Origin of the sequence: Vibrio sp. L5-1, from assembly GCF_021728315.1 — a bacterium.
Lineage (GTDB): Bacteria > Pseudomonadota > Gammaproteobacteria > Enterobacterales > Vibrionaceae > Vibrio > Vibrio splendidus_K.
Window position 1 is genome coordinate 249202 of the sequence record NZ_JAKKCQ010000003.1, and the last position, 18255, is coordinate 267456.

General features: G+C 43.9%; 15 protein-coding genes. 7 read left to right on the top strand and 8 right to left on the bottom strand.

Annotation, left to right across the window (positions count from 1 at the left end; all coding sequences use genetic code 11):
• The first annotated feature begins 51 nt into the window (after positions 1-51).
• Together L3V35_RS13590 and L3V35_RS13595 are read left to right on the top strand one after the other, a co-directional pair.
• Positions 52-1422 carry an Hpt domain-containing protein gene (locus L3V35_RS13590; RefSeq protein WP_237300053.1) on the top strand — a complete coding sequence of 457 codons (1371 nt, stop codon included), beginning with the start codon at positions 52-54 and terminating at the stop codon, positions 1420-1422.
• Positions 1423-1498: 76 nt separating this feature from the next.
• Positions 1499-2677 carry a chemotaxis protein gene (locus tag L3V35_RS13595; protein WP_237300055.1) on the top strand — a complete coding sequence of 393 codons (1179 nt, stop codon included), beginning with the start codon at positions 1499-1501 and terminating at the stop codon, positions 2675-2677.
• A 128-nt stretch (positions 2678-2805) separates the two neighbouring features.
• On the opposite strand, the gene nhaC is transcribed toward L3V35_RS13595, so the two are convergent.
• Positions 2806-4242, bottom strand: coding sequence for a Na+/H+ antiporter NhaC (nhaC, locus tag L3V35_RS13600; protein WP_017079531.1), 1437 nt, complete (start codon positions 4240-4242; stop codon positions 2806-2808).
• A gap of 500 nt (positions 4243-4742) precedes the next feature.
• On the opposite strand from nhaC, the gene asd reads away from it, so the two are divergent.
• Complete coding sequence (gene asd, locus L3V35_RS13605) at positions 4743-5861, top strand: aspartate-semialdehyde dehydrogenase (protein WP_171310760.1); 1119 nt, start codon at positions 4743-4745, stop codon at positions 5859-5861.
• A 152-nt stretch (positions 5862-6013) separates the two neighbouring features.
• Here the strand turns inward: asd and L3V35_RS13610 are convergent, their stop codons facing one another.
• Complete coding sequence (locus tag L3V35_RS13610; RefSeq protein ID WP_026012221.1) at positions 6014-6856, bottom strand: ion transporter; 843 nt, start codon at positions 6854-6856, stop codon at positions 6014-6016.
• A gap of 149 nt (positions 6857-7005) precedes the next feature.
• Positions 7006-7644, bottom strand: coding sequence for a YchE family NAAT transporter (locus L3V35_RS13615; RefSeq protein WP_004734056.1), 639 nt, complete (start codon positions 7642-7644; stop codon positions 7006-7008).
• Between the two features lie 638 nt (positions 7645-8282).
• Between L3V35_RS13615 and adhE the strand changes: the two genes are divergently transcribed.
• Positions 8283-10988: a bifunctional acetaldehyde-CoA/alcohol dehydrogenase gene (adhE, locus tag L3V35_RS13620; RefSeq protein WP_054547228.1), complete on the top strand. Its 2706-nt coding sequence runs from the start codon at positions 8283-8285 to the stop codon at positions 10986-10988.
• A 190-nt stretch (positions 10989-11178) separates the two neighbouring features.
• On the opposite strand, the gene L3V35_RS13625 is transcribed toward adhE, so the two are convergent.
• From L3V35_RS13625 to sodB, 3 genes are all read right to left on the bottom strand, one after another.
• Positions 11179-11862 carry an SDR family oxidoreductase gene (locus L3V35_RS13625; protein ID WP_054547229.1) on the bottom strand — a complete coding sequence of 228 codons (684 nt, stop codon included), beginning with the start codon at positions 11860-11862 and terminating at the stop codon, positions 11179-11181.
• Positions 11863-12141: 279 nt separating this feature from the next.
• Positions 12142-12645, bottom strand: coding sequence for a VC2046/SO_2500 family protein (locus L3V35_RS13630; protein ID WP_004734051.1), 504 nt, complete (start codon positions 12643-12645; stop codon positions 12142-12144).
• Between the two features lie 279 nt (positions 12646-12924).
• Positions 12925-13509, bottom strand: coding sequence for a superoxide dismutase [Fe] (gene sodB / locus L3V35_RS13635; RefSeq protein WP_004734050.1), 585 nt, complete (start codon positions 13507-13509; stop codon positions 12925-12927).
• Positions 13510-13778: 269 nt separating this feature from the next.
• Here sodB and L3V35_RS13640 point away from each other — a divergent pair, with 269 nt between their 5' ends.
• Positions 13779-14117 (top strand): Grx4 family monothiol glutaredoxin, encoded by a 339-nt coding sequence (locus L3V35_RS13640; RefSeq protein ID WP_017076187.1) that lies wholly within the window; start codon positions 13779-13781, stop codon positions 14115-14117.
• A 97-nt stretch (positions 14118-14214) separates the two neighbouring features.
• Entirely contained in the window at positions 14215-14844 is a 630-nt protein-coding gene (locus tag L3V35_RS13645; protein ID WP_054547231.1) for a DsbA family protein, read from the top strand.
• 236 nt (positions 14845-15080) lie between these two features.
• Here the strand turns inward: L3V35_RS13645 and L3V35_RS13650 are convergent, their stop codons facing one another.
• Both L3V35_RS13650 and rnt read right to left on the bottom strand, forming a co-directional pair.
• Entirely contained in the window at positions 15081-16406 is a 1326-nt protein-coding gene (locus L3V35_RS13650) for a Na+/H+ antiporter family protein (protein WP_017079305.1), read from the bottom strand.
• 65 nt (positions 16407-16471) lie between these two features.
• Positions 16472-17116, bottom strand: a complete 645-nt coding sequence (rnt, locus tag L3V35_RS13655; protein WP_017061178.1) for a ribonuclease T — start codon at positions 17114-17116, stop codon at positions 16472-16474.
• A 188-nt stretch (positions 17117-17304) separates the two neighbouring features.
• Here rnt and L3V35_RS13660 point away from each other — a divergent pair, with 188 nt between their 5' ends.
• Positions 17305-18186 (top strand): OmpA family protein, encoded by an 882-nt coding sequence (locus L3V35_RS13660; protein ID WP_237300057.1) that lies wholly within the window; start codon positions 17305-17307, stop codon positions 18184-18186.
• Positions 18187-18255: the final 69 nt, after the last annotated feature.

Here is an 18255-nt window from a genome sequence, read left to right on the forward strand (position 1 = left end):
AGTCTTTTAGCAAGTGTCATGGCTTCAAGTTAACACGCACAAGGAATATAGATGGAACAATCAGTAGCAAAGCCCAAACGCTTTAAAAAACCGGCCACTTTCTTGGTTGTGCTCTTGGCTCTGTGGCTACTTCCTTCATTGGCTCTCCTTAATCTAAGCCGTTCCTACACCAATTCTCTTGCTCAAATTGAAGAACTCGGTATTCGCGTCAATGAATTGAGGCAATCGCTTTATTTCTCTGAGCCGCTGCGAGTCTCTCGTATCAATGAGTTAGCACTTGATGCTCAGTTGGTTTATTCGATCCGACTGCAGATTGAATCTGATTTTCAACACGCCTTGTTTCGTCCTGATGCGAATCAACTGCTTTACGTAGCCGATCAGTTCCTAGAAAAGTTTGATGAGTTCATCCCGATAGAAAGCCAGGTTCAAGACATCGTTGACAATATTAAGATACTGCGCGCTGATAAAGAGCTTTCCCCTAAACTAAAACCGCTACTCAATGAATTCGGCGTTGTTGTTTTTGAAGCGATGTATTCTGACAATCAAAGCTCGTCAGCGACTTATCGTGCGTTTGATTCCATTCTAGAAAAATCATATTCATTAAAAACTGAAGAGCAAGACGCACTGCAACAGTTATTGGCTGATGCCTCAGCGTTGTTGAGTGATTACGCTCAGCTCAATTATTTAGTCGATAAAATCAAGAAAAACTCGGTGAACGAACAGATCATTAAACTTGAAGCTGAGTTCCATGACCGTCAGTTTAACCTATTGCTAGTGATGCTAGGTTTAAGCTTGGTAACGATGATCACACTAGTGTTGTGGGGCGTTAGATCGAGAAAATTGATTCAACAAACAGACAAAGAACTGAGTCGTGAACCATTAGCCGATTCAAGTAAGGAAAATGCTCTCTCTGCGGTGAGACAACCAACTAATGACCCTTCCGTATTGAAGATTACGCCAACGAGCAAACATTCCGACCTTCAAGCTCAAGAGGGCATTAACGTAGCAAGCCAGGAAATTGTTCAGCAGAACACAGAGGAAGCTCCAGTGGCAGAGAAACACATTGCAAGTGTCACTGATTCAAAGCCTGCGATTGATATTGAAGACATGCTAGAAACGCTTGATGGTGATGCTGAGTCTGTCGAATTGCTACTTGGCGTCTTTGTACAAGATCACGCTGATGATTACACGAAGTTCAAATCTCTTCTCACTAAAGATGAAACCTCTGCTGCTCGTATTGTACATAGCTTAAAAGGTGTGGCAGGCAGTATCAAAGCGTCTCGATTAGCGATCATTGCAGCAACTATTGAAATGACAATGAAACAGTCGAGAGCGATCAGTGAACACGATTTAGAAGAACTAGAGGCGGCAATAAAAGCCTCTATAGATGCTGCGTTTGAATATTTAGATAAGCAGCGTTAACTTTTGTAGGAATTTTGACAATACTCTGACGAAGTGCTCATACAATCCGCGCCCTTAGTCTTTGTCAGAGGTTTACATGTTAAGATTTTCGAGTCGACGTTGGATGGTGTTGGTGCTTAGTATTGCGCTAAGTGGTTGTTCTCTATTAGAAGTTAAGTTAGATACTCAGACGACGCCTCTCACTCAACAAGAGCTGAATGCTCGAATCATGACGCGTGAATACGCCAAGATGTTTTTTATGCGAGTAGAAGACTCTGCCGATCTCATTGCTCAATCTTACCCTGCTGATGACACCTTACATCAATCTTATGTCTTGCTTTGGAAGATCCATGCGGAGCAGGGCTTACAGCAAGCGGCTTATCAAACTTCACCGATGTCTGCCTTAATCGACTCGTGGGTGTTCACTGCCCAAATGAATCAGTTTTATCGCCAAGGCGATGGTGCGGATCTGTTCGCGACGGATCATGCGGTAGAGACTGCTCGTTTTCTTGATCAAGAAGCAGAAAAACTGGCAAAGGGTGTATTGAGCTCGAGTGATTTCAAGAACAGCAAAGTGTTCGTTGCGCAGTTTGCTGCTAGCCACCCATTTAAAGACCTCACATTCAGAATCACCCCCGCTTACCGTGAATGGCTGAACTATCTAGGTAAAGACGAGTCGCAAATTGTCCAGAGCTTAGGCACCATGCCAGAAGCAATGAGTGACGCATCCGATCGTTTAAGTTTGATGGCTGACCAGACGCCTAAACTAATGTCTTGGAAAGCGGAGCTGGTTGCGTTAAACAGCTCGCTAACGGGTGAAGACCTGTCTATGACATTAGAAAGTCTTCGTCAAACGTCAGCAAGCATGCAAGACTTCATCGAGAACAACCCTGAGTACATGCAAACACTGGCTTCTATTATGTCGACAGAAATGCAGCCTCTACTCAACGATCTTAGCGACAAGACAGACCAGAAATTAGCGATGCTCACTGAAGAGCGTGTGGCGTTAGAAAAAATGGTGACACGTGAAAGAGAAGCTCTGGTAGAGATGATTGCGAAAGAGCGCATTGAGATTGCAGGTATCGTGACTTCAGAAAGGGAGTTGTTTACGCAAGACCTTGACCGCGTATCTCAAGAGGTGGTGGTACTGGCGATTGATAAGCTGATGGAGTTAATCAAAAGTGTGATTATCTACTTCATCCTGTTTATCTTAGTGGTGTTCTTTGCACCGTTAGGCATCGGTTACTGGTTGGGTAAGCGAACCATAAATAGATAAATAGATAAATAGATAAATAGATAAATAGATAAACCAGTAGATCAAAAAAAGAGCGCTCTAGGGCGCTCTTTTTGCATTTATATCATTAACGTTTTTGTACTTACTTTCTAAAGCTCTGAGGCATTAACTTATGCTTGCTGCTTAGTAAGCTCTGCCGCTTCTTCAGTTTCAACGGCTGGTGCTGTTGGTTCACACTTATCAACGAACCACCCCATGTAAGAGGTCACTATAGTCACGATGATACAGATGAAGCTTAGCCACATGAACGGTGCGTAAGATAGCGTTGCAACGCCTAGAATACTCGCCATGTAGATACCGTTATCACTCCAAGGAACCATACCTGACGTTAACGTGCCACCAAACTCAGCGTTACGAGAAAGGTTCTTACGTTTGTAGCCCAAACGGTCGTAGTTCTTCGCACAGATTTTTGGCGTAAGGATTAACGATACGTACATCGCAGAACCGAACACGTTACCCATGAAAGCCGTACCAATTGTGCTCGTTGCTAGAGAACCTGCGCTGTTTACACGGCGCTCGAACACTTTAGCAATTGTCTCTAGTACGCCCACTTTATCCAGTAAGCCACCAAAACCTAGACCAAATACGATAACCGCGACCGAACCAAGCATTGAAGACATGCCACCACGGTTAAGAATTGAATCAATGAATTCTACGCCAGATGATATAGAGAACGGTGCCCAAGCAGTGTTGAATGCCGTTAGGAAATCGATCTCTTGGATCATGACTGCCCAGATAATACCAAGCAGAGAACCAAAGCTAATGACTGGGAATGAAGGCATGCGGAAAGCCAACAGGCCAAGCACGATAAGTACTGGAACGAATGAGTAAGGCGTGATGTAGAACTGAACTTCCATTGCTTTGATGACAGAATCTACTTGGCTCATGTCAACATTACCTGCGTAGTGGAAACCAAACGCAGTAAACATGATGCCGGTAATAATGTAGCTGATTAGCGCAACAGGCAGCATGCCTTTGATGTGTTCAACCACTTCGACACCAGACATTGAAGAAGCCAGAATCACTGAATCAGAAAGTGGAGACATCTTGTCACCGAAGTAACAGCCTGATAGTACCGCACCCGCTGTAATTGGTGCTGGAACACCTAAGCCTTGGCCAATACCCATCATCGCGATGCCTGCAGTACCCGCAGCACCCCACGACGTACCGGTCGCCAATGCGGTTAGAGAACAGATGATCATGGTCGCTAAAAGGAAGATAGAAGGGTGGATAGCTTTCAGACCATAGTAAATGATAGTAGGTACGATCCCGCCTGAGATCCAAGTACCAACAAGAGCGCCAACGGCTAAAAGTATTAAAACCGCGCCTAAGCCATTGGATATTCCTTTGAGTGCTGCTTTTTCTAAGTCTTTGTATTCGTGGCCAAGACGAATACCAAGAACCATGATAATGAACCAACCAATATACAAGGCAAGTTGAATTGGAAGGTCAAGCTTTGCTGTAAAGGAAAAAGCAAGGGATAGAAATAGTCCTAACGCGATGAATACCTGTAATAGGTTCGGTAGGCGAGTTTTACTCTGCTTCATAAAAGCCTCTTGTTAATTCGAGCATTTATAGTGCTTCGTTATAGTGTGTGGTGCAAAACGGACACTACAGTAATTAGTTTATTATATCGAAAAAATACGCCCAAGTTGTGATATTTGACTGTTAACTCAATCAATTGTGGTTTCATAATCTGAAATTTTGTTAAATTCATGATTGTTACATGTTGAGGTTTGTCGCACGTTGTTTTCGTTTTGTAAAATATAATTCTGATTAACCTTGGTTTAAAAGAGGGATTTACTGTTTGTGATGGGTGTCGATTCAAGCGGTTTTGGCGATGTAAATGTTTGAATTTGACGATAATGGGTGCTTTAACAATGGTGTAGACATTGAATGTCGATACAGACATAACTGCACGATTCATTACGTTCACTTAAAAGAAACGAAAAAGTTACACTTTTTGACAAAAAGCGCTTGAGTTCTGTTTCTGAAAAACTTATAGATGGGGGAGAGCAATTTTTAATTTATACATGGAGAGTGAGCGATGAGAGTAGGTCTAGTTGGTTGGCGCGGTATGGTTGGTTCTGTACTAATGCAACGTATGGTTGAAGAGAAAGACTTCGACTTGATTGAGCCTGTTTATTACAGCACATCTCAGATTGGTATTCCTGCCCCTGTTCTAGGTGGTAAAGATGCGGGTCTACTTCAAGACGCTTTTGATATTGATAGCCTAAAACAGCTTGATGCTGTGATTACCTGTCAAGGCGGCGATTACACATCAAAAGTATACCCAGCACTGCGTCAAGCAGGTTGGAAAGGCTACTGGATTGATGCAGCTTCTACTCTGCGTATGGACGCTGATTCAATCATCACTCTTGATCCTGTTAACTTGGCTCAAATTCAGCAAGGCATTCACGGCGGTACTAACACTTTCGTTGGTGGTAACTGTACTGTGAGCTTAATGCTTATGGCTTTGGGTGGCCTTTACGAGAAAGGCATGGTCGAGTGGATGAGTGCCATGACTTACCAAGCGGCTTCTGGTGCCGGTGCTAAGAACATGCGTGAACTGATCTCACAAATGGGTGTGATCAACGATAGCGTAAGTTCAGAGCTAGCAAACCCTTCAAGTTCCATCCTTGATATTGATAAAAAAGTCGCTGATACCATTCGTTCATCTTCATTCCCAACAGACCAATTTGGTGCTCCGCTTGCGGGCTCACTAATCCCTTGGATCGATGTGAAGCGTGACAATGGTCAAAGCAAAGAAGAATGGAAAGCAGGCGTTGAAGCGAACAAGATTCTTGGCCTAGATGGTCAGCCAATCCCGATTGATGGTACTTGTGTACGAATCGGTGCAATGCGTTGTCATGCTCAAGCACTAACAATCAAGCTTAAGCAAGACGTGCCAATGGACGAGATCGAAGAGATCATCGCGACGCACAATGATTGGGTTAAAGTGGTTCCTAATGACCGTGACATCACGGCACAGGAGCTAACACCAGCGAAAGTAACAGGTACTATGTCTGTACCAGTAGGTCGTCTGCGTAAGATGTCTATGGGTAACGACTTCCTGAACGCGTTCACTGTCGGTGACCAATTACTTTGGGGTGCTGCAGAACCACTACGTCGTACTTTGCGCATTATCCTTGCTGAGAAAGCGTAATAGGCAAGATTGCTTAAATTCTATTAGCTGATAAACCGAAAGGGTTGACGATAAAGGTCAACCCTTTTTAGTTTATTGATATCTCGTTATTCGGCCCTCGAAACTGTCCTTAAATCTCTTCGCATCTCGCTACTCGAATCTCGTGCCTGCTTTTATTTCTCGTCGGTGACGACACGCTTGTCTGGGTCTGCCAATTCACTCGCACAGTGTTTGCAATACATGGCATCCGAATCATGGCCAGCGCGGTTGCAGTTCGGGCACTTAACCAACTCTTTGTGTGAGTTCATTTCATTACTGAGTTCTGCGGTAATGATACCCGTTGGGACGGCTAGGATAGAGTAACCCAATAGCATGGTAAGCGAAGCGATCGCTTTACCTAACGCGGTTTGGGGGATCATGTCACCGTAGCCAACCGTGGTGATGGTTACAATTGCCCAATAAATACTGTGGGGAATACTGGTGAAGCCATTTTCTGGTCCTTCAATAACAAAGATCAGAGCGCCGAAGATAACGACCAAGATACCCACTGTACTGAAGAAGATCAGTATCTTTCGTCGTGCCATCAACAGTGAGCGCAACAAGATATTGGAATCTTGCAGGTAGCGAACTAGTTTTAGAATTCGGAAGATACGCATGACACGCAGCAGTCTCACTACACCCATAAATGAAGCGCCTGGGAAGATGATTGCTAGGTAGGTTGGAAGAATCGCCAATAGGTCAACGACACCATAAAAGCTGGTGGCATAAGATTTTGGTTTCGGAGAGCAATAGAGCCTTAATAAATACTCAAGAGTGAAGAGGGCTGTAAAGGTGTATTCGATATAACGCAGCTGCTGTGACCATTCGGTCATCACATTAGGGATGGACTCTAAGATCAGAACCAACAGCGAAGCCAAGATTGCAACGATCAGAGAGATATCAAATGCACGTCCGGCTGGCGTGTGAGTACCAAAGATAATGACGTACAAATGATGCTTGAGTGGCTTGCGTGACATAAGGAAAGATTCATCTTCTGTTAAATGCATTAACAATCATTATACAAGCTTCATAATAACGAGGCGAGTGAAAGCCCAATTGCTTTACTCGCCTCATCTATCGTTCAGTAGTGGTTGCCCTTTTAGAGCAACTGAAATGCCGTTAAACGTTATGCCAAACCTGGGAACAGGTTACGTAGGCCATTGGCGATGAACTCGATGCCCAATGCACCAAGAATCAAGCCCATGATACGAGTGATCACGTTGATACCCGTTTGGCCTAAAAAGCGAACGATAACCGGCGCTGAACGGAACAGAAGCCAAGAGCACGTTGCAAACGCGATGATACTAATGCCGATTCCTACGGTATCAATGGCAGCAGGATAGCGAGAACCATAAACAATGGTCGAGCTGATTGCACCCGGGCCTGCCATTAGCGGCATAGCCAGTGGTACAACACCGATTTGTTCTTTGCTGATGTATTCAGATTTCTCTTGTTTGTTCTGTTTATCTTCACCTAGCTTACCGCTCATCATCGAAAATGCGATGCTCAGCAATAGCAAACCACCTGCAACACGAAATGAATCTAGCGAGATGCTAAACATATCAAGCAGCATTTGCCCCGCAACAAGCGACACAATCAGGATAACGGCAACAGCAATGTTTGCTTGTAAGGCTGTCCTGTTCCTCTCTTCTGGCGGCATATGAGCAGTAAGAGAAACAAAAACAGGCATGATGCCGATAGGGTTTACGGCAGCAACAAGCCCAAGGAAGAATTGCATAAAAATTGCGAGTTCTAAGCCTTGCATGAGAGCGGTCTCCAGTTAGCGTACTTAAAGTTGAAGTATTGATCTGTGAATAGTCAGAGCGCGTAATGTAAGGGACAAACTCAATTTGCACGAATGAAAAAAACTAACCTGAAATAGGGGATTTTTTTTAGAAAAACTAATTGAATCTCACTTTTGTATTCGCCTTGTTGAAAGCTAGTTGTTAGTGTTTCATTTTGTAACTTGTTATTGAGTAACTGTTAACCATCGCACGAATTTAATAAAAATTATGTCAGAATCTAGCCGCTGCAACGGTATGGATATACTCTCAGTAGCACGAATATAGCTGTATACATGTAATTTAATGGACTAAAAATGAAACTTTTTTACAGTTTATGACGCTATGTAGAAAAAAGTTGTCTGTTTGCTTGTTTTTTGCGCTAACGGAAAGTGTGATTTAAATCTATGTAAATCATGCTCTTAAGTTAATTTTTGCGATTGCCTTACTACTTTCTGGTTAATTCTTTTTGGGTAACTGATCTGGGTCAATTTTTTTCACACAGTGAAATAATATACTCAGTCCTGAAAGCAATTTACTAAGAACGCTGATGTTTAAGGTTAAAGGCAAGCAGCGAATTTAATAAAAAGTTTTTAATATTTATTATTTTAGGAGATCCACCATGCCTGTAACTAACTTAGCGGAACTTGATGCTCTAGTAGCTCGCGTTAAAGCAGCACAAGAAGAGTTTGCAACATTCTCTCAAGAGAAAGTAGACGCAATCTTCCGTGCAGCTTCTCTTGCTGCTAACCACGCTCGTATCCCACTTGCACAACAAGCAGTTGCTGAATCTGGAATGGGTATTGTTGAAGATAAGGTTATCAAAAACCACTTTGCATCTGAATTTATCTACAACAAATACAAAGACGAAAAAACATGTGGCATCTTAGAAGAAGATGACAGCCTAGGCACAATGACTATCGCTGAGCCTGTAGGTATCATCTGTGGTATCGTTCCAACAACGAACCCAACTTCTACAGCAATCTTCAAATCTCTAATCTCTCTTAAGACACGTAACGGCATCATCTTCTCGCCACACCCACGTGCAAAGAACTCTACTAACGACGCTGCTAAACTTGTTTTAGATGCGGCTGTTAAAGCGGGCGCACCAAAAGACATCATCGGTTGGATCGACCAACCATCTGTAGAGCTTTCTAACGCGCTTATGAAGCACGACGGTATCGCGCTTATCCTAGCTACTGGTGGTCCAGGCATGGTTAAAGCAGCATACTCTTCTGGTAAGCCTGCTATCGGTGTTGGTGCTGGTAACGTTCCTGTTGTTATCGATGAAACAGCTGACATCAAACGTGCTGTAGCATCTATTCTTATGTCTAAAACATTCGATAACGGCGTAGTATGTGCTTCTGAGCAAGCTGCAATCGTAGTTAGCGAAGTATATGACGAAGTTAAAGAGCGTTTTGCTTCTCACAAAGCTCACGTTCTATCTAAAACTGACGCAGATAAAGTACGTAAAGTTCTTCTTATCGACGGTAACCTAAACGCTAAGATCGTAGGTCAACCTGCTCCAGCAATCGCTGAAATGGCGGGTGTTAAAGTTCCTGCTGATACTAAAGTTCTTGTAGGTGAAGGTCTTGGTAAAGTTTCTTACGATGACGAATTCGCTCACGAGAAACTGTCTCCAACTTTAGGTCTATTCCGCGCAGACGATTTCGAAGACGCTGTTGCTCAAGCGGTAACGATGGTTGAAATCGGTGGTATCGGTCACACGTCTGGTCTTTACACTAACCAAGACGTAAACGCAGATCGTATTCGTTACTTCGGTGACAAGATGAAGACGGCTCGTATCCTAATCAACATCCCTACTACTCACGGTGGTATCGGTGACCTGTACAACTTCAACGTTGCACCTTCTCTAACTCTTGGTTGTGGTTCATGGGGTGGTAACTCTATCTCTGAGAACGTAGGTCCTAAGCACCTTATCAACAAGAAAACTGTAGCGAAGCGAGCTGAAAATATGTTGTGGCACAAACTACCTAAGTCTATCTACTTCCGTCGTGGCAGCCTTCCAATCGCAATGAGCGACCTAGAAGGTAAGAAACGCGCATTCCTAGTAACTGACCGTTTCTTGTTCAACAACGGTTACGCAGACGACGTAGTACAAATCCTGAAAGCACAGGGTATTGAAGTTCAAGTATTCTTCGATGTAGAAGCGGATCCAACATTGTCTGTTGTTGAGAAAGGTGCTGAAGCAATGAAGAGCTTCCAACCTGACGTAATCCTTGCTCTAGGTGGCGGTTCTCCAATGGATGCTGCTAAGATCATGTGGGTTATGTACGAGCACCCAGAAACTCACTTCGAAGAACTTGCAATGCGCTTTATGGATATCCGTAAGCGTATCTACAAGTTCCCTAAAATGGGTAAAAAAGCTGAGCTTGTATGTATCACTACAACTTCAGGTACGGGTTCAGAAGTTACGCCTTTCGCCGTTGTTACTGACGACAAGACTGGTGCTAAATACCCACTAGCGGATTACGAAATCACGCCAAACATGGCTGTTGTTGATGCTAACCTAGTAATGAACATGCCTAAGTCTCTAACAGCGTTCGGTGGTTACGATGCCGTAACTCACGCTCTTGAAGCTTACGTATCAGTTCTTGCGAACGAATACTCAGATGGTCAAGCTCTACAAGCTCTTAAGATGCTTAAAGAATACCTACCATCAAGCTACAAAAACGGTTCAGCAGACCCAATCGCTCGTGAGAAAGTACACAACGCTGCAACGATTGCTGGTATTGCCTTTGCGAACGCATTCCTAGGTGTGTGTCACTCAATGGCTCACAAAATTGGTGCTGAGTTCCACCTACCACACGGTCTTGCTAACGCACTACTTATCTCAAACGTTGTACGTTACAACGCGAACGATAACCCAACGAAGCAAACTGCATTCTCTCAGTACGACCGCCCACAAGCACGTCGTCGTTACGCTGAAGTTGCTGACCACCTAGGCCTAAGCCAAGCTGGTGACCGTACTGCTCAGAAGATTGAACGTCTACTAACTTGGTTAGAAGAGCTTAAGAACGACCTAGACATCCCACTATCAATCCAAGCTGCGGGTGTTAACGAGTCTGACTTTATCGCGAAACTAGACGAGCTAGCTGTTGAAGCGTTCGATGACCAGTGTACAGGTGCTAACCCACGTTACCCACTAATCACTGAGCTAAAAGAAGTACTAACAACGTCTTACTTCGGTACTCCTTACGTTGAAGGTGAAACTTTCGAAGGCACTACAGTGATTCTTAAGAAAGCTGACCAAAAGCCAGCTGACGCGAAAGCGGCAAAAGCTAAAAAAGAAAAAGCTAACGCATAATAAGTAAGCATTAGTTTTGAGATAAGTTTTCGCTAGCACGAACCTTATCTATCGGGAAAAGATCAAAGCCCTAGTCGAGAGACTGGGGCTTTTTTTATGTTTACTGCCTGCTCTACGCGGCTTGAAAGGCTAGACTTACGTCACTCGATTAGAAATGAATGGCTCAAATGTGCTTGGCATCGGGGAAGAACTAAACCTCAGCAGCTACCACTCGCCCACTAAAGTAATCATTAGAGACGATGTATTCCGTTGTTCTGGTCAGTTCATCTTGCAGCTGAGCCCAGTGGCATCGGTTGAGTTTGCCATCGGAGTTATGGACTGCAGGGACAACACCGCCGACTCGAATACCAAATGGAGTCAGTTCTTTGGCCCAGCTATGGGTAAAGCCAGTGATCATTGAATTCGCACTCTCTAAGCCGGACACGTCATGGAAATCATCGTGAGAGATCACATTCACAATAACGCCTTCTTTATCCTCCTCTCGTAATCTCTCGGCACTAATTTGCCCAAATGCGAAAAGAGTCGTAGCCATAGAGGAAAGATCATTGATAAAGCTACTGACAGGCTGATCGCCAATTAGGCTTGGCATCGGAGAGCTTATCCAATTATTGACCAGTACATCGGGCGTAGTGTTGAAGGTGGTTTGAATAAAATCAAACACACTGAGAATTGCTTGGTTGTCATTACTTTTGAGCGTGTAGTGGTAAACCGAGTCAGAAAAACGAGCACATTGTAAATAGGTCGCTTGAAGTGCTTCCGTGTCTTTATCACAAAGGATGACTGTGGCTCCAAGGTTAACAAAGTGGTTCGCAATCGTCCCTCCGAGTCGCGAGCCTGCAGATGTCACCAATATAATTGAGCTTTTTATTTCCATCCCAGCACCTAAATAAATCGTCCATGTCGGATAAGGATGGGTTAAATTTCATACAATGGGTGTGAAGAGGTTCAAACAAAGGCGTGCCAATTGATAAGTTTTTATGAACTTAGTGGCAGCTCACATTTCGCAGTAACTTCAAGTAGTAATCGACAACTCGTATTTCACGCTCACCCAAGGCTGGTGGTTCATATCACTCATGTGAATAATTTGAAATGCGGCGAACTAATCAAGAATAGCAGTTGATAGAGAGCGAAAGAGAGGAAAGGTAGGTGGCAGCTATACTTGAGCTTGAATTTGGTACTGACGTTGGGCAGTTGATAGTTCATTGTAGAGCGTGGCAAGTGGCAAATCAGGTACTTGTTTGTTTGCCAATTTACGTCGGTCATGACCAGAAAGGTTTTGGTAAACCTCTTCGGGTAAGTCGGCCGTATCTTCAGGCATGAAGGCAAGGGCTTCCGGTTTCAAGTAATGGCTGAGTTTTGCGCTGGCAAGGCTAGCTTGATGAAAATGATTAGATTGCTGAGCTGAAATCTCATACGAGGATTGGTTCGAACGCAGCTGTTGCGGTTCTGCCACGCCGAAGTGTTTACGCAGGCGATCTTCAGTTGTCTCTGTGACTTCAATGGTGTCAATCGGCGTGCAATCACGAACGTCATTAGAAAACATAGATAACAGCAACGCGAAATCTGCACGGCGACCTTGCTCAACCGCTTGGCTGATCCCGATGCCGAACTTCAGTTCGTTGATGATTCCTGCTTTGTCTAAAGTATGTATTTGCATGCTGCCTCTCATTGGATACACCTTTAACGGCATGGAGTCGGCAAACTTTAGTGTTTAATTACAGGCAAATAGAGAATTTATGCAGAGTGGGGAAGAGTGATAGGAGTTGGTCGATAAGTAAGCTCTTTTGGCTAACTGGCTAACTGGCTAATAGGTTAATAGGTTAATAGGCTAAGAAAGGTCTAGATTTTGTGGAATACGATAGATACAAAAAAGCTCACGCCGAGGCATGAGCTTTCAATAGATAACTCGCTATAAATAGCGCAGCGTAAGTAATAACTACTTAGCTAGGTTCTCTTCTACGAAAGACCAGTTTACTAGGTTCCAGAATGCAGCCATGTAGTCAGGGCGAACATTGCGGAAATCGATGTAGTAAGCGTGTTCCCATAGGTCAACAGTTAGAAGTGGAGTAACACCTTCTTCTGTTAGAGGAGTAGCAGCGTTAGAAGTGTTAACGATGTCTAGAGAACCGTCAGCTTTCTTAACTAACCAAGTCCAAGAAGAACCGAAGTTGTTGATTGCTGAATCAGTGAATTTCGCTTTGAATTCTTCGAAAGAACCGAACGCAGCGTTGATAGCTTCTGCAACAGCGCCAGTTGGTTCGCCGCCTGCTTTAGGAGCAAGACAGTGCCAGTAGAACGTGTGGTTCCAGATTTGAGCAGCGTTATTGAAAACACCACCAGTAGAAGTCTTAACGATCTCTTCTAGTGTTTTGCCTTCAAACTCAGTACCTGGGATAAGACCGTTTAGCTTAACAACGTAAGTGTTGTGGTGCTTACCGTGGTGGAAATCTAGCGTTTCTGCTGAGATGTGTGGTTCTAGCGCGTCTTTCGCGTAAGGAAGAGCCGGTAGTTCAAATGCCATTGCTCAATTCTCCATTGATATGAAAGAGTTAACTCTTTCGATTGCTTCCAGTGATATTATTATTCATGGTTCGCTTTACAGCCAACCATGGTCAATTTGCTGACTTGCGATATAGTTTAGCAAGTTTTTACTTTATTAAAAGCTTAATTCATCACTTTTGTGTGAATTGTTAGCTTAGCTCGTAAACCACTTTTTTTATATGGTTTTTATTCTTTTGGTTTGGGGTAGAATAAAGGCAATAAAAGCCGTAATCCATTAACGAGGAAGCAATGGAAACTATCGATAAAATCAAACAGCAAATTGAAGAAAACACCATTCTACTTTACATGAAAGGTTCTCCTAAGCTGCCAAGCTGTGGTTTTTCTTCTCAAGCATCTCAAGCTCTAATGGCATGTGGTGAAAAATTTGCTTACGTAGATATCCTACAAAACCCTGACATCCGTGCAGAGCTTCCAGCTTACGCACAATGGCCAACGTTCCCACAACTTTGGGTTGACGGTGAGCTGATCGGTGGTTGTGACATCATTCTTGAGATGTTCCAAAAAGGCGAACTTCAGCCAATCGTTAAAGAAGCGGCTGCTAAAGTAGCTGGCGACGACGCTGAGTAAGCTTTAAGCCTTTGCGCTTAAATATTGAATGGAAGGGGCCCTTAATGAGGCTCCTTTTTTGTTTGAATGGTTTGAAAGACTCGATAAGGAATGAACAATGGACGTAAAACTTCATTATGTGCATGACCCAATGTGCAGTTGGTGCTGGGGTTATAAGCCAACATTAGAACTCTTGAAACAGCAGCTACCTGCGAGTATTGAGTTTAACTACGTAGTCGGTGGTTTGGCCCCTGATTCTGAAGATCCAATGTCAGAAGAGATGAAAGGTAAGCTGCAAGCTATCTGGAAGCAGATTGAAGCTAAGTTGGGTACTGAGTTCAACCACGAATTTTGGACTGAATGCCAACCAGTTCGCAGCACTTACCCTGCTTGTCGTGCCGTGATCGCTGCTGGTTTTCAAGACCATTACGAAGCGATGCTTGAAGCAATTCAACACGCTTACTATCTTCGTGCGATGTTGCCACACAGCCAAGAAACGCATTTGCAGTTAGCTGAAGAGCTAGGGATGAATGTACAACAGTTTGAAAATGATCTTTCCAGTAAGTTATTGGAAAGTGAATTAGATGACCAGTTAGGCTTTAAAGAAGCGATGGGCGTACATTCTTACCCGACGTTAATGCTTGAAGTGAACGGTATCTTTAGTGAAGTCGAGCTCGATTACCAGTCGACTGAAGCGACGCTTAAGTCGATTCGTGAAGTGCTTGTGAACAACGCTCCCGCTGCATAATTCTGCGAGAGTTGTCTGTATTAATGCAAATTATTTCCAAGGCTTACTCATCAGAGTAAGCCTTTTTTGTTTGGCGTCGCCGGTTCATTGAGAGGAAGGAAGAGTGGAATGAATCCCAGGAACAAAAAAGACCGCACGAGGCGGTCTTTATAATGTCTTTCTTTAGCTTATAGCTTATAGCTTACAGCTTACTACTTACGGTTTATTGCGTATCGATTCTTAGCTAAAGAACCCAATTACAGAACCATAGCCGCAACCCAACCGAATACGATCAGTGGGATGTTGTAGTGTAAGAATGTCGGTACAACGGTTTCCCAAACGTGCTCATGTTGTCCATCAGCATTAAGACCCGATGTTGGACCTAATGTTGAGTCAGAAGCAGGAGAGCCCGCATCACCTAGCGCTGCAGCTGTACCTACTAAAGCGATCGTTGCCATTGGTGAGAAACCAAATGCTGCCGCTAGAGGAACGTAGATAGTCGCAAGGATTGGAATCGTAGAGAACGAAGAGCCGATACCCATTGTTACCAATAGGCCAACGATTAGCATAAGCAGTGCCGCTAGAGGTTTGTTGTCACCAATGCTGGTTGAAAGTGCTTCAACCAGAGATTCAACGCCACCTGTTTGCTTCATAACTGCCGCAAAACCTGCCGCTGCGATCATGATGAAACCGATCATTGCCATCATGTGAACGCCTTTAGTGAAGACATCGTGTGTCTCTTTCCAAGCGATTACACCACCGAAGGTGAATACCATGAAACCAGCCAAAGCACCGATGATCATAGAACCTGTCGATAGTTGAACCGTTAGCGCAGCAACAATACCAGCAGCAGCCACTAGGATGTGCTTCTTGTTGATCTCTTTCACTTCGGTTGAAACAACAGTATGAGACGTTTCTTTGTATTGACGTGGCTTACGGTAAGTAAAGAACACGGCCGTAAGAAGGCCAAAGATCATGCCTGCAGCCGGTAACAACATCGCCATTGGTACTTGGCTTGCTACTACGTTTTCAAGACCGTTGTCGTGAAGGTTTTTTAGCAGGATGTTGTTTAGGAAGATGCCACCAAAACCAATCGGTAACACCATGTAAGGTGTAATCAGACCAAAAGTCAGCACACACGCAACCAGACGACGGTCTAGGTTCATTTTTGCGAATACGCCTAATAGAGGTGGGATTAAGATTGGGATAAAGGCGATATGTACAGGGATTACATTTTGCGAAGACATGGTCACTAGGATCAAAGACGCTAGGATGCCATATTTTAGACCATTAGATGCTGCACTGTTCTCTTTACCGTGAATACGCTTAATGACGCTTTGAGCAAGCAGGTCTGTGATACCAGAACGTGAGATAGCAACAGCGAATGTACCAAGCATAGCGTAGCTAAGTGCGATAGTTGCACCGCCACCTAATCCACTTTCGAAAGCCGCGACTGCGTCGTTCAAGCCCATACCAGAGGCTACGCCACCGATAATTGCGCTGAACGTGAGAGCAACGACTACGTTTACGCGCATCAAAGCTAAAACAAGCATGATGCAAACTGAAATTACAACAGGATTCATATTATTCTCGGGATGTTGTGTTTTTTATGAAGGCAATACGAGTGAACGTTTACCGACTCTATTTTTTATTCTTCGTCAACAAGAGGCCAACCACCAAGGGCTTTCCATTTGTTTACAATGCCGCAAAATAACTCTGTGGTTTTTTGCGTATCATACAAAGCAGAGTGTGCTTCTTTGTTGTCAAATTCCATCCCTGCAGTGCGGCAAGCTTTAGCCAAAACGGTTTGACCGTAGGCAAGACCACTAAGAGCTGCAGTGTCAAAAGTAGCAAATGGATGGAAAGGGACGCGTTTAAGCTTACAGCGCTCACTTGCTGCATTAACAAAGTTCAAATCGAATGTAGCGTTGTGAGCAACCATGATTGCGCGACTGCAATCTGAAGCTTTTTGTTCTTTTCTCACTAGCTTGTAGATTTCTTTAAGGGCTTCTTGTTCCGACACAGCACCACGTAATGGGCTAAATGGGTCTTTAATTCCGTTAAAGTCTAATGCTGCCTGCTCTATATTTGCGCCTTCAAAAGGCTCAATGTGAAAATGAAGCGTTGATGCAGGGTGCAGATCTCCGTTCTCATCCATTTTTAATGTAATGGCACAGATTTCTAATAATGCATCGGTTTCAGCGTTAAACCCTGCGGTTTCCACGTCGATGACCACTGGAAAATAGCCACGAAAGCGTTTTTTTAGGGTCAGAGCTTCGTTTTCTACAGTCATGTTAGCCCAAATAAGTGTGATTAAGGCTGCATTATTGCAGATAATAGCAGTGATAAAAACTAGGGAAGGGCAATAAATCATAAATTACCTAATCCATTGCGGCTTGATAATTGCATATTTAAACGTGAGAGAAAAATGCGGCAATTGGCTGCATTGTTAAACGAATTGCTTAAGAGATACTCCACTTTATGAAGAAACAACTCATAACAGGTTCAATGCTATTTTCGCTACTTATGTCGTTACCAGTAATGGCACAAGAAAAGCGTTATGGAGCATCTCCTCAACAGTCAAAGTGGGAGATGGTGGCCAACACGCCACTCGAATGCCGCTTGGTTCACCCTATCCCAAATTTTGGTGATGCTGAGTTCTCATCTCGCGCGAGTAAAAAAATCATTTTGGACTTTGAGCTTAAAATGCGTCGCCCAATGGGTGCTACGCGTAATGTCAGCTTGATTTCGATGCCGCCACCTTGGCGTCCGGGTGAAAGTGCTGATCGCATGACAACCATTAAGTTCTTCCAACAATTTAATGGCTACGTCGGTGGTCAAACAGCTTGGGGGATTTTGAGTGAGTTGGAGAAAGGGCGCTACCCGACATTCAGTTACCAAGAGTGGCAGAGCCGAGATCAGCGAATCGAAGTGTCGCTGTCGTCGGTGTTATTCCAAGAAAAATACAATGTGTTCAGTGACTGTGTTGCTAACCTGTTGCCTTACAGCTTTGAAGATATCTCTTTCACTATTTTGCACTACGACCGTAATAGTGATCAGCTGAACAAGTCGTCGCGCAAAAGGCTGAGCCAGATCGCCGATTACGTTCGCTATAACCAAGACATCGATCTTGTGCTGGTGGCAACGTACACCGATTCTGTCGACAGCAAAGGTGTTAGCCAAAACCTTTCAGAGCGCAGAGCGGAATCGTTAAGAGAGTACTTCAAATCTTTAGGCTTGCCAGAAGATCGTATCCAAGTTCAGGGCTATGGTAAACGTCGTCCGATTGCAGACAACAATTCGCCAATTGGTAAAGACAAGAACCGACGCGTTGTTATCTCTTTAGGTCGTACGCAGGTTTAATCAGAATAATTGCTTGTTTTGAAATCAGATAGCCCGTCGTAATGACGGGCTTTTTTGTCTTTAAAATTT

Excerpts from the sequence above, each read along its gene's own strand:
- L3V35_RS13630 (WP_004734051.1), bottom strand. The coding sequence starts at position 12,645 with ATGCAAATACATACTTTAGACAAAGCAGGAATCATCAACGAACTGAAG.
- L3V35_RS13640 (WP_017076187.1), top strand. The coding sequence starts at position 13,779 with ATGGAAACTATCGATAAAATCAAACAGCAAATTGAAGAAAACACCATT.
- nhaC (WP_017079531.1), bottom strand. The coding sequence starts at position 4,242 with ATGAAGCAGAGTAAAACTCGCCTACCGAACCTATTACAGGTATTCATC.
- L3V35_RS13595 (WP_237300055.1), top strand. The coding sequence starts at position 1,499 with ATGTTAAGATTTTCGAGTCGACGTTGGATGGTGTTGGTGCTTAGTATT.
- L3V35_RS13645 (WP_054547231.1), top strand. The coding sequence starts at position 14,215 with ATGGACGTAAAACTTCATTATGTGCATGACCCAATGTGCAGTTGGTGC.
- asd (WP_171310760.1), top strand. The coding sequence starts at position 4,743 with ATGAGAGTAGGTCTAGTTGGTTGGCGCGGTATGGTTGGTTCTGTACTA.
- L3V35_RS13615 (WP_004734056.1), bottom strand. The coding sequence starts at position 7,644 with ATGCAAGGCTTAGAACTCGCAATTTTTATGCAATTCTTCCTTGGGCTT.
- L3V35_RS13625 (WP_054547229.1), bottom strand. The coding sequence starts at position 11,862 with ATGGAAATAAAAAGCTCAATTATATTGGTGACATCTGCAGGCTCGCGA.
- L3V35_RS13590 (WP_237300053.1), top strand. The coding sequence starts at position 52 with ATGGAACAATCAGTAGCAAAGCCCAAACGCTTTAAAAAACCGGCCACT.
- L3V35_RS13650 (WP_017079305.1), bottom strand. The coding sequence starts at position 16,406 with ATGAATCCTGTTGTAATTTCAGTTTGCATCATGCTTGTTTTAGCTTTG.
- adhE (WP_054547228.1), top strand. The coding sequence starts at position 8,283 with ATGCCTGTAACTAACTTAGCGGAACTTGATGCTCTAGTAGCTCGCGTT.
- L3V35_RS13610 (WP_026012221.1), bottom strand. The coding sequence starts at position 6,856 with ATGTCACGCAAGCCACTCAAGCATCATTTGTACGTCATTATCTTTGGT.
- rnt (WP_017061178.1), bottom strand. The coding sequence starts at position 17,116 with ATGACTGTAGAAAACGAAGCTCTGACCCTAAAAAAACGCTTTCGTGGC.
- L3V35_RS13660 (WP_237300057.1), top strand. The coding sequence starts at position 17,305 with ATGAAGAAACAACTCATAACAGGTTCAATGCTATTTTCGCTACTTATG.
- sodB (WP_004734050.1), bottom strand. The coding sequence starts at position 13,509 with ATGGCATTTGAACTACCGGCTCTTCCTTACGCGAAAGACGCGCTAGAA.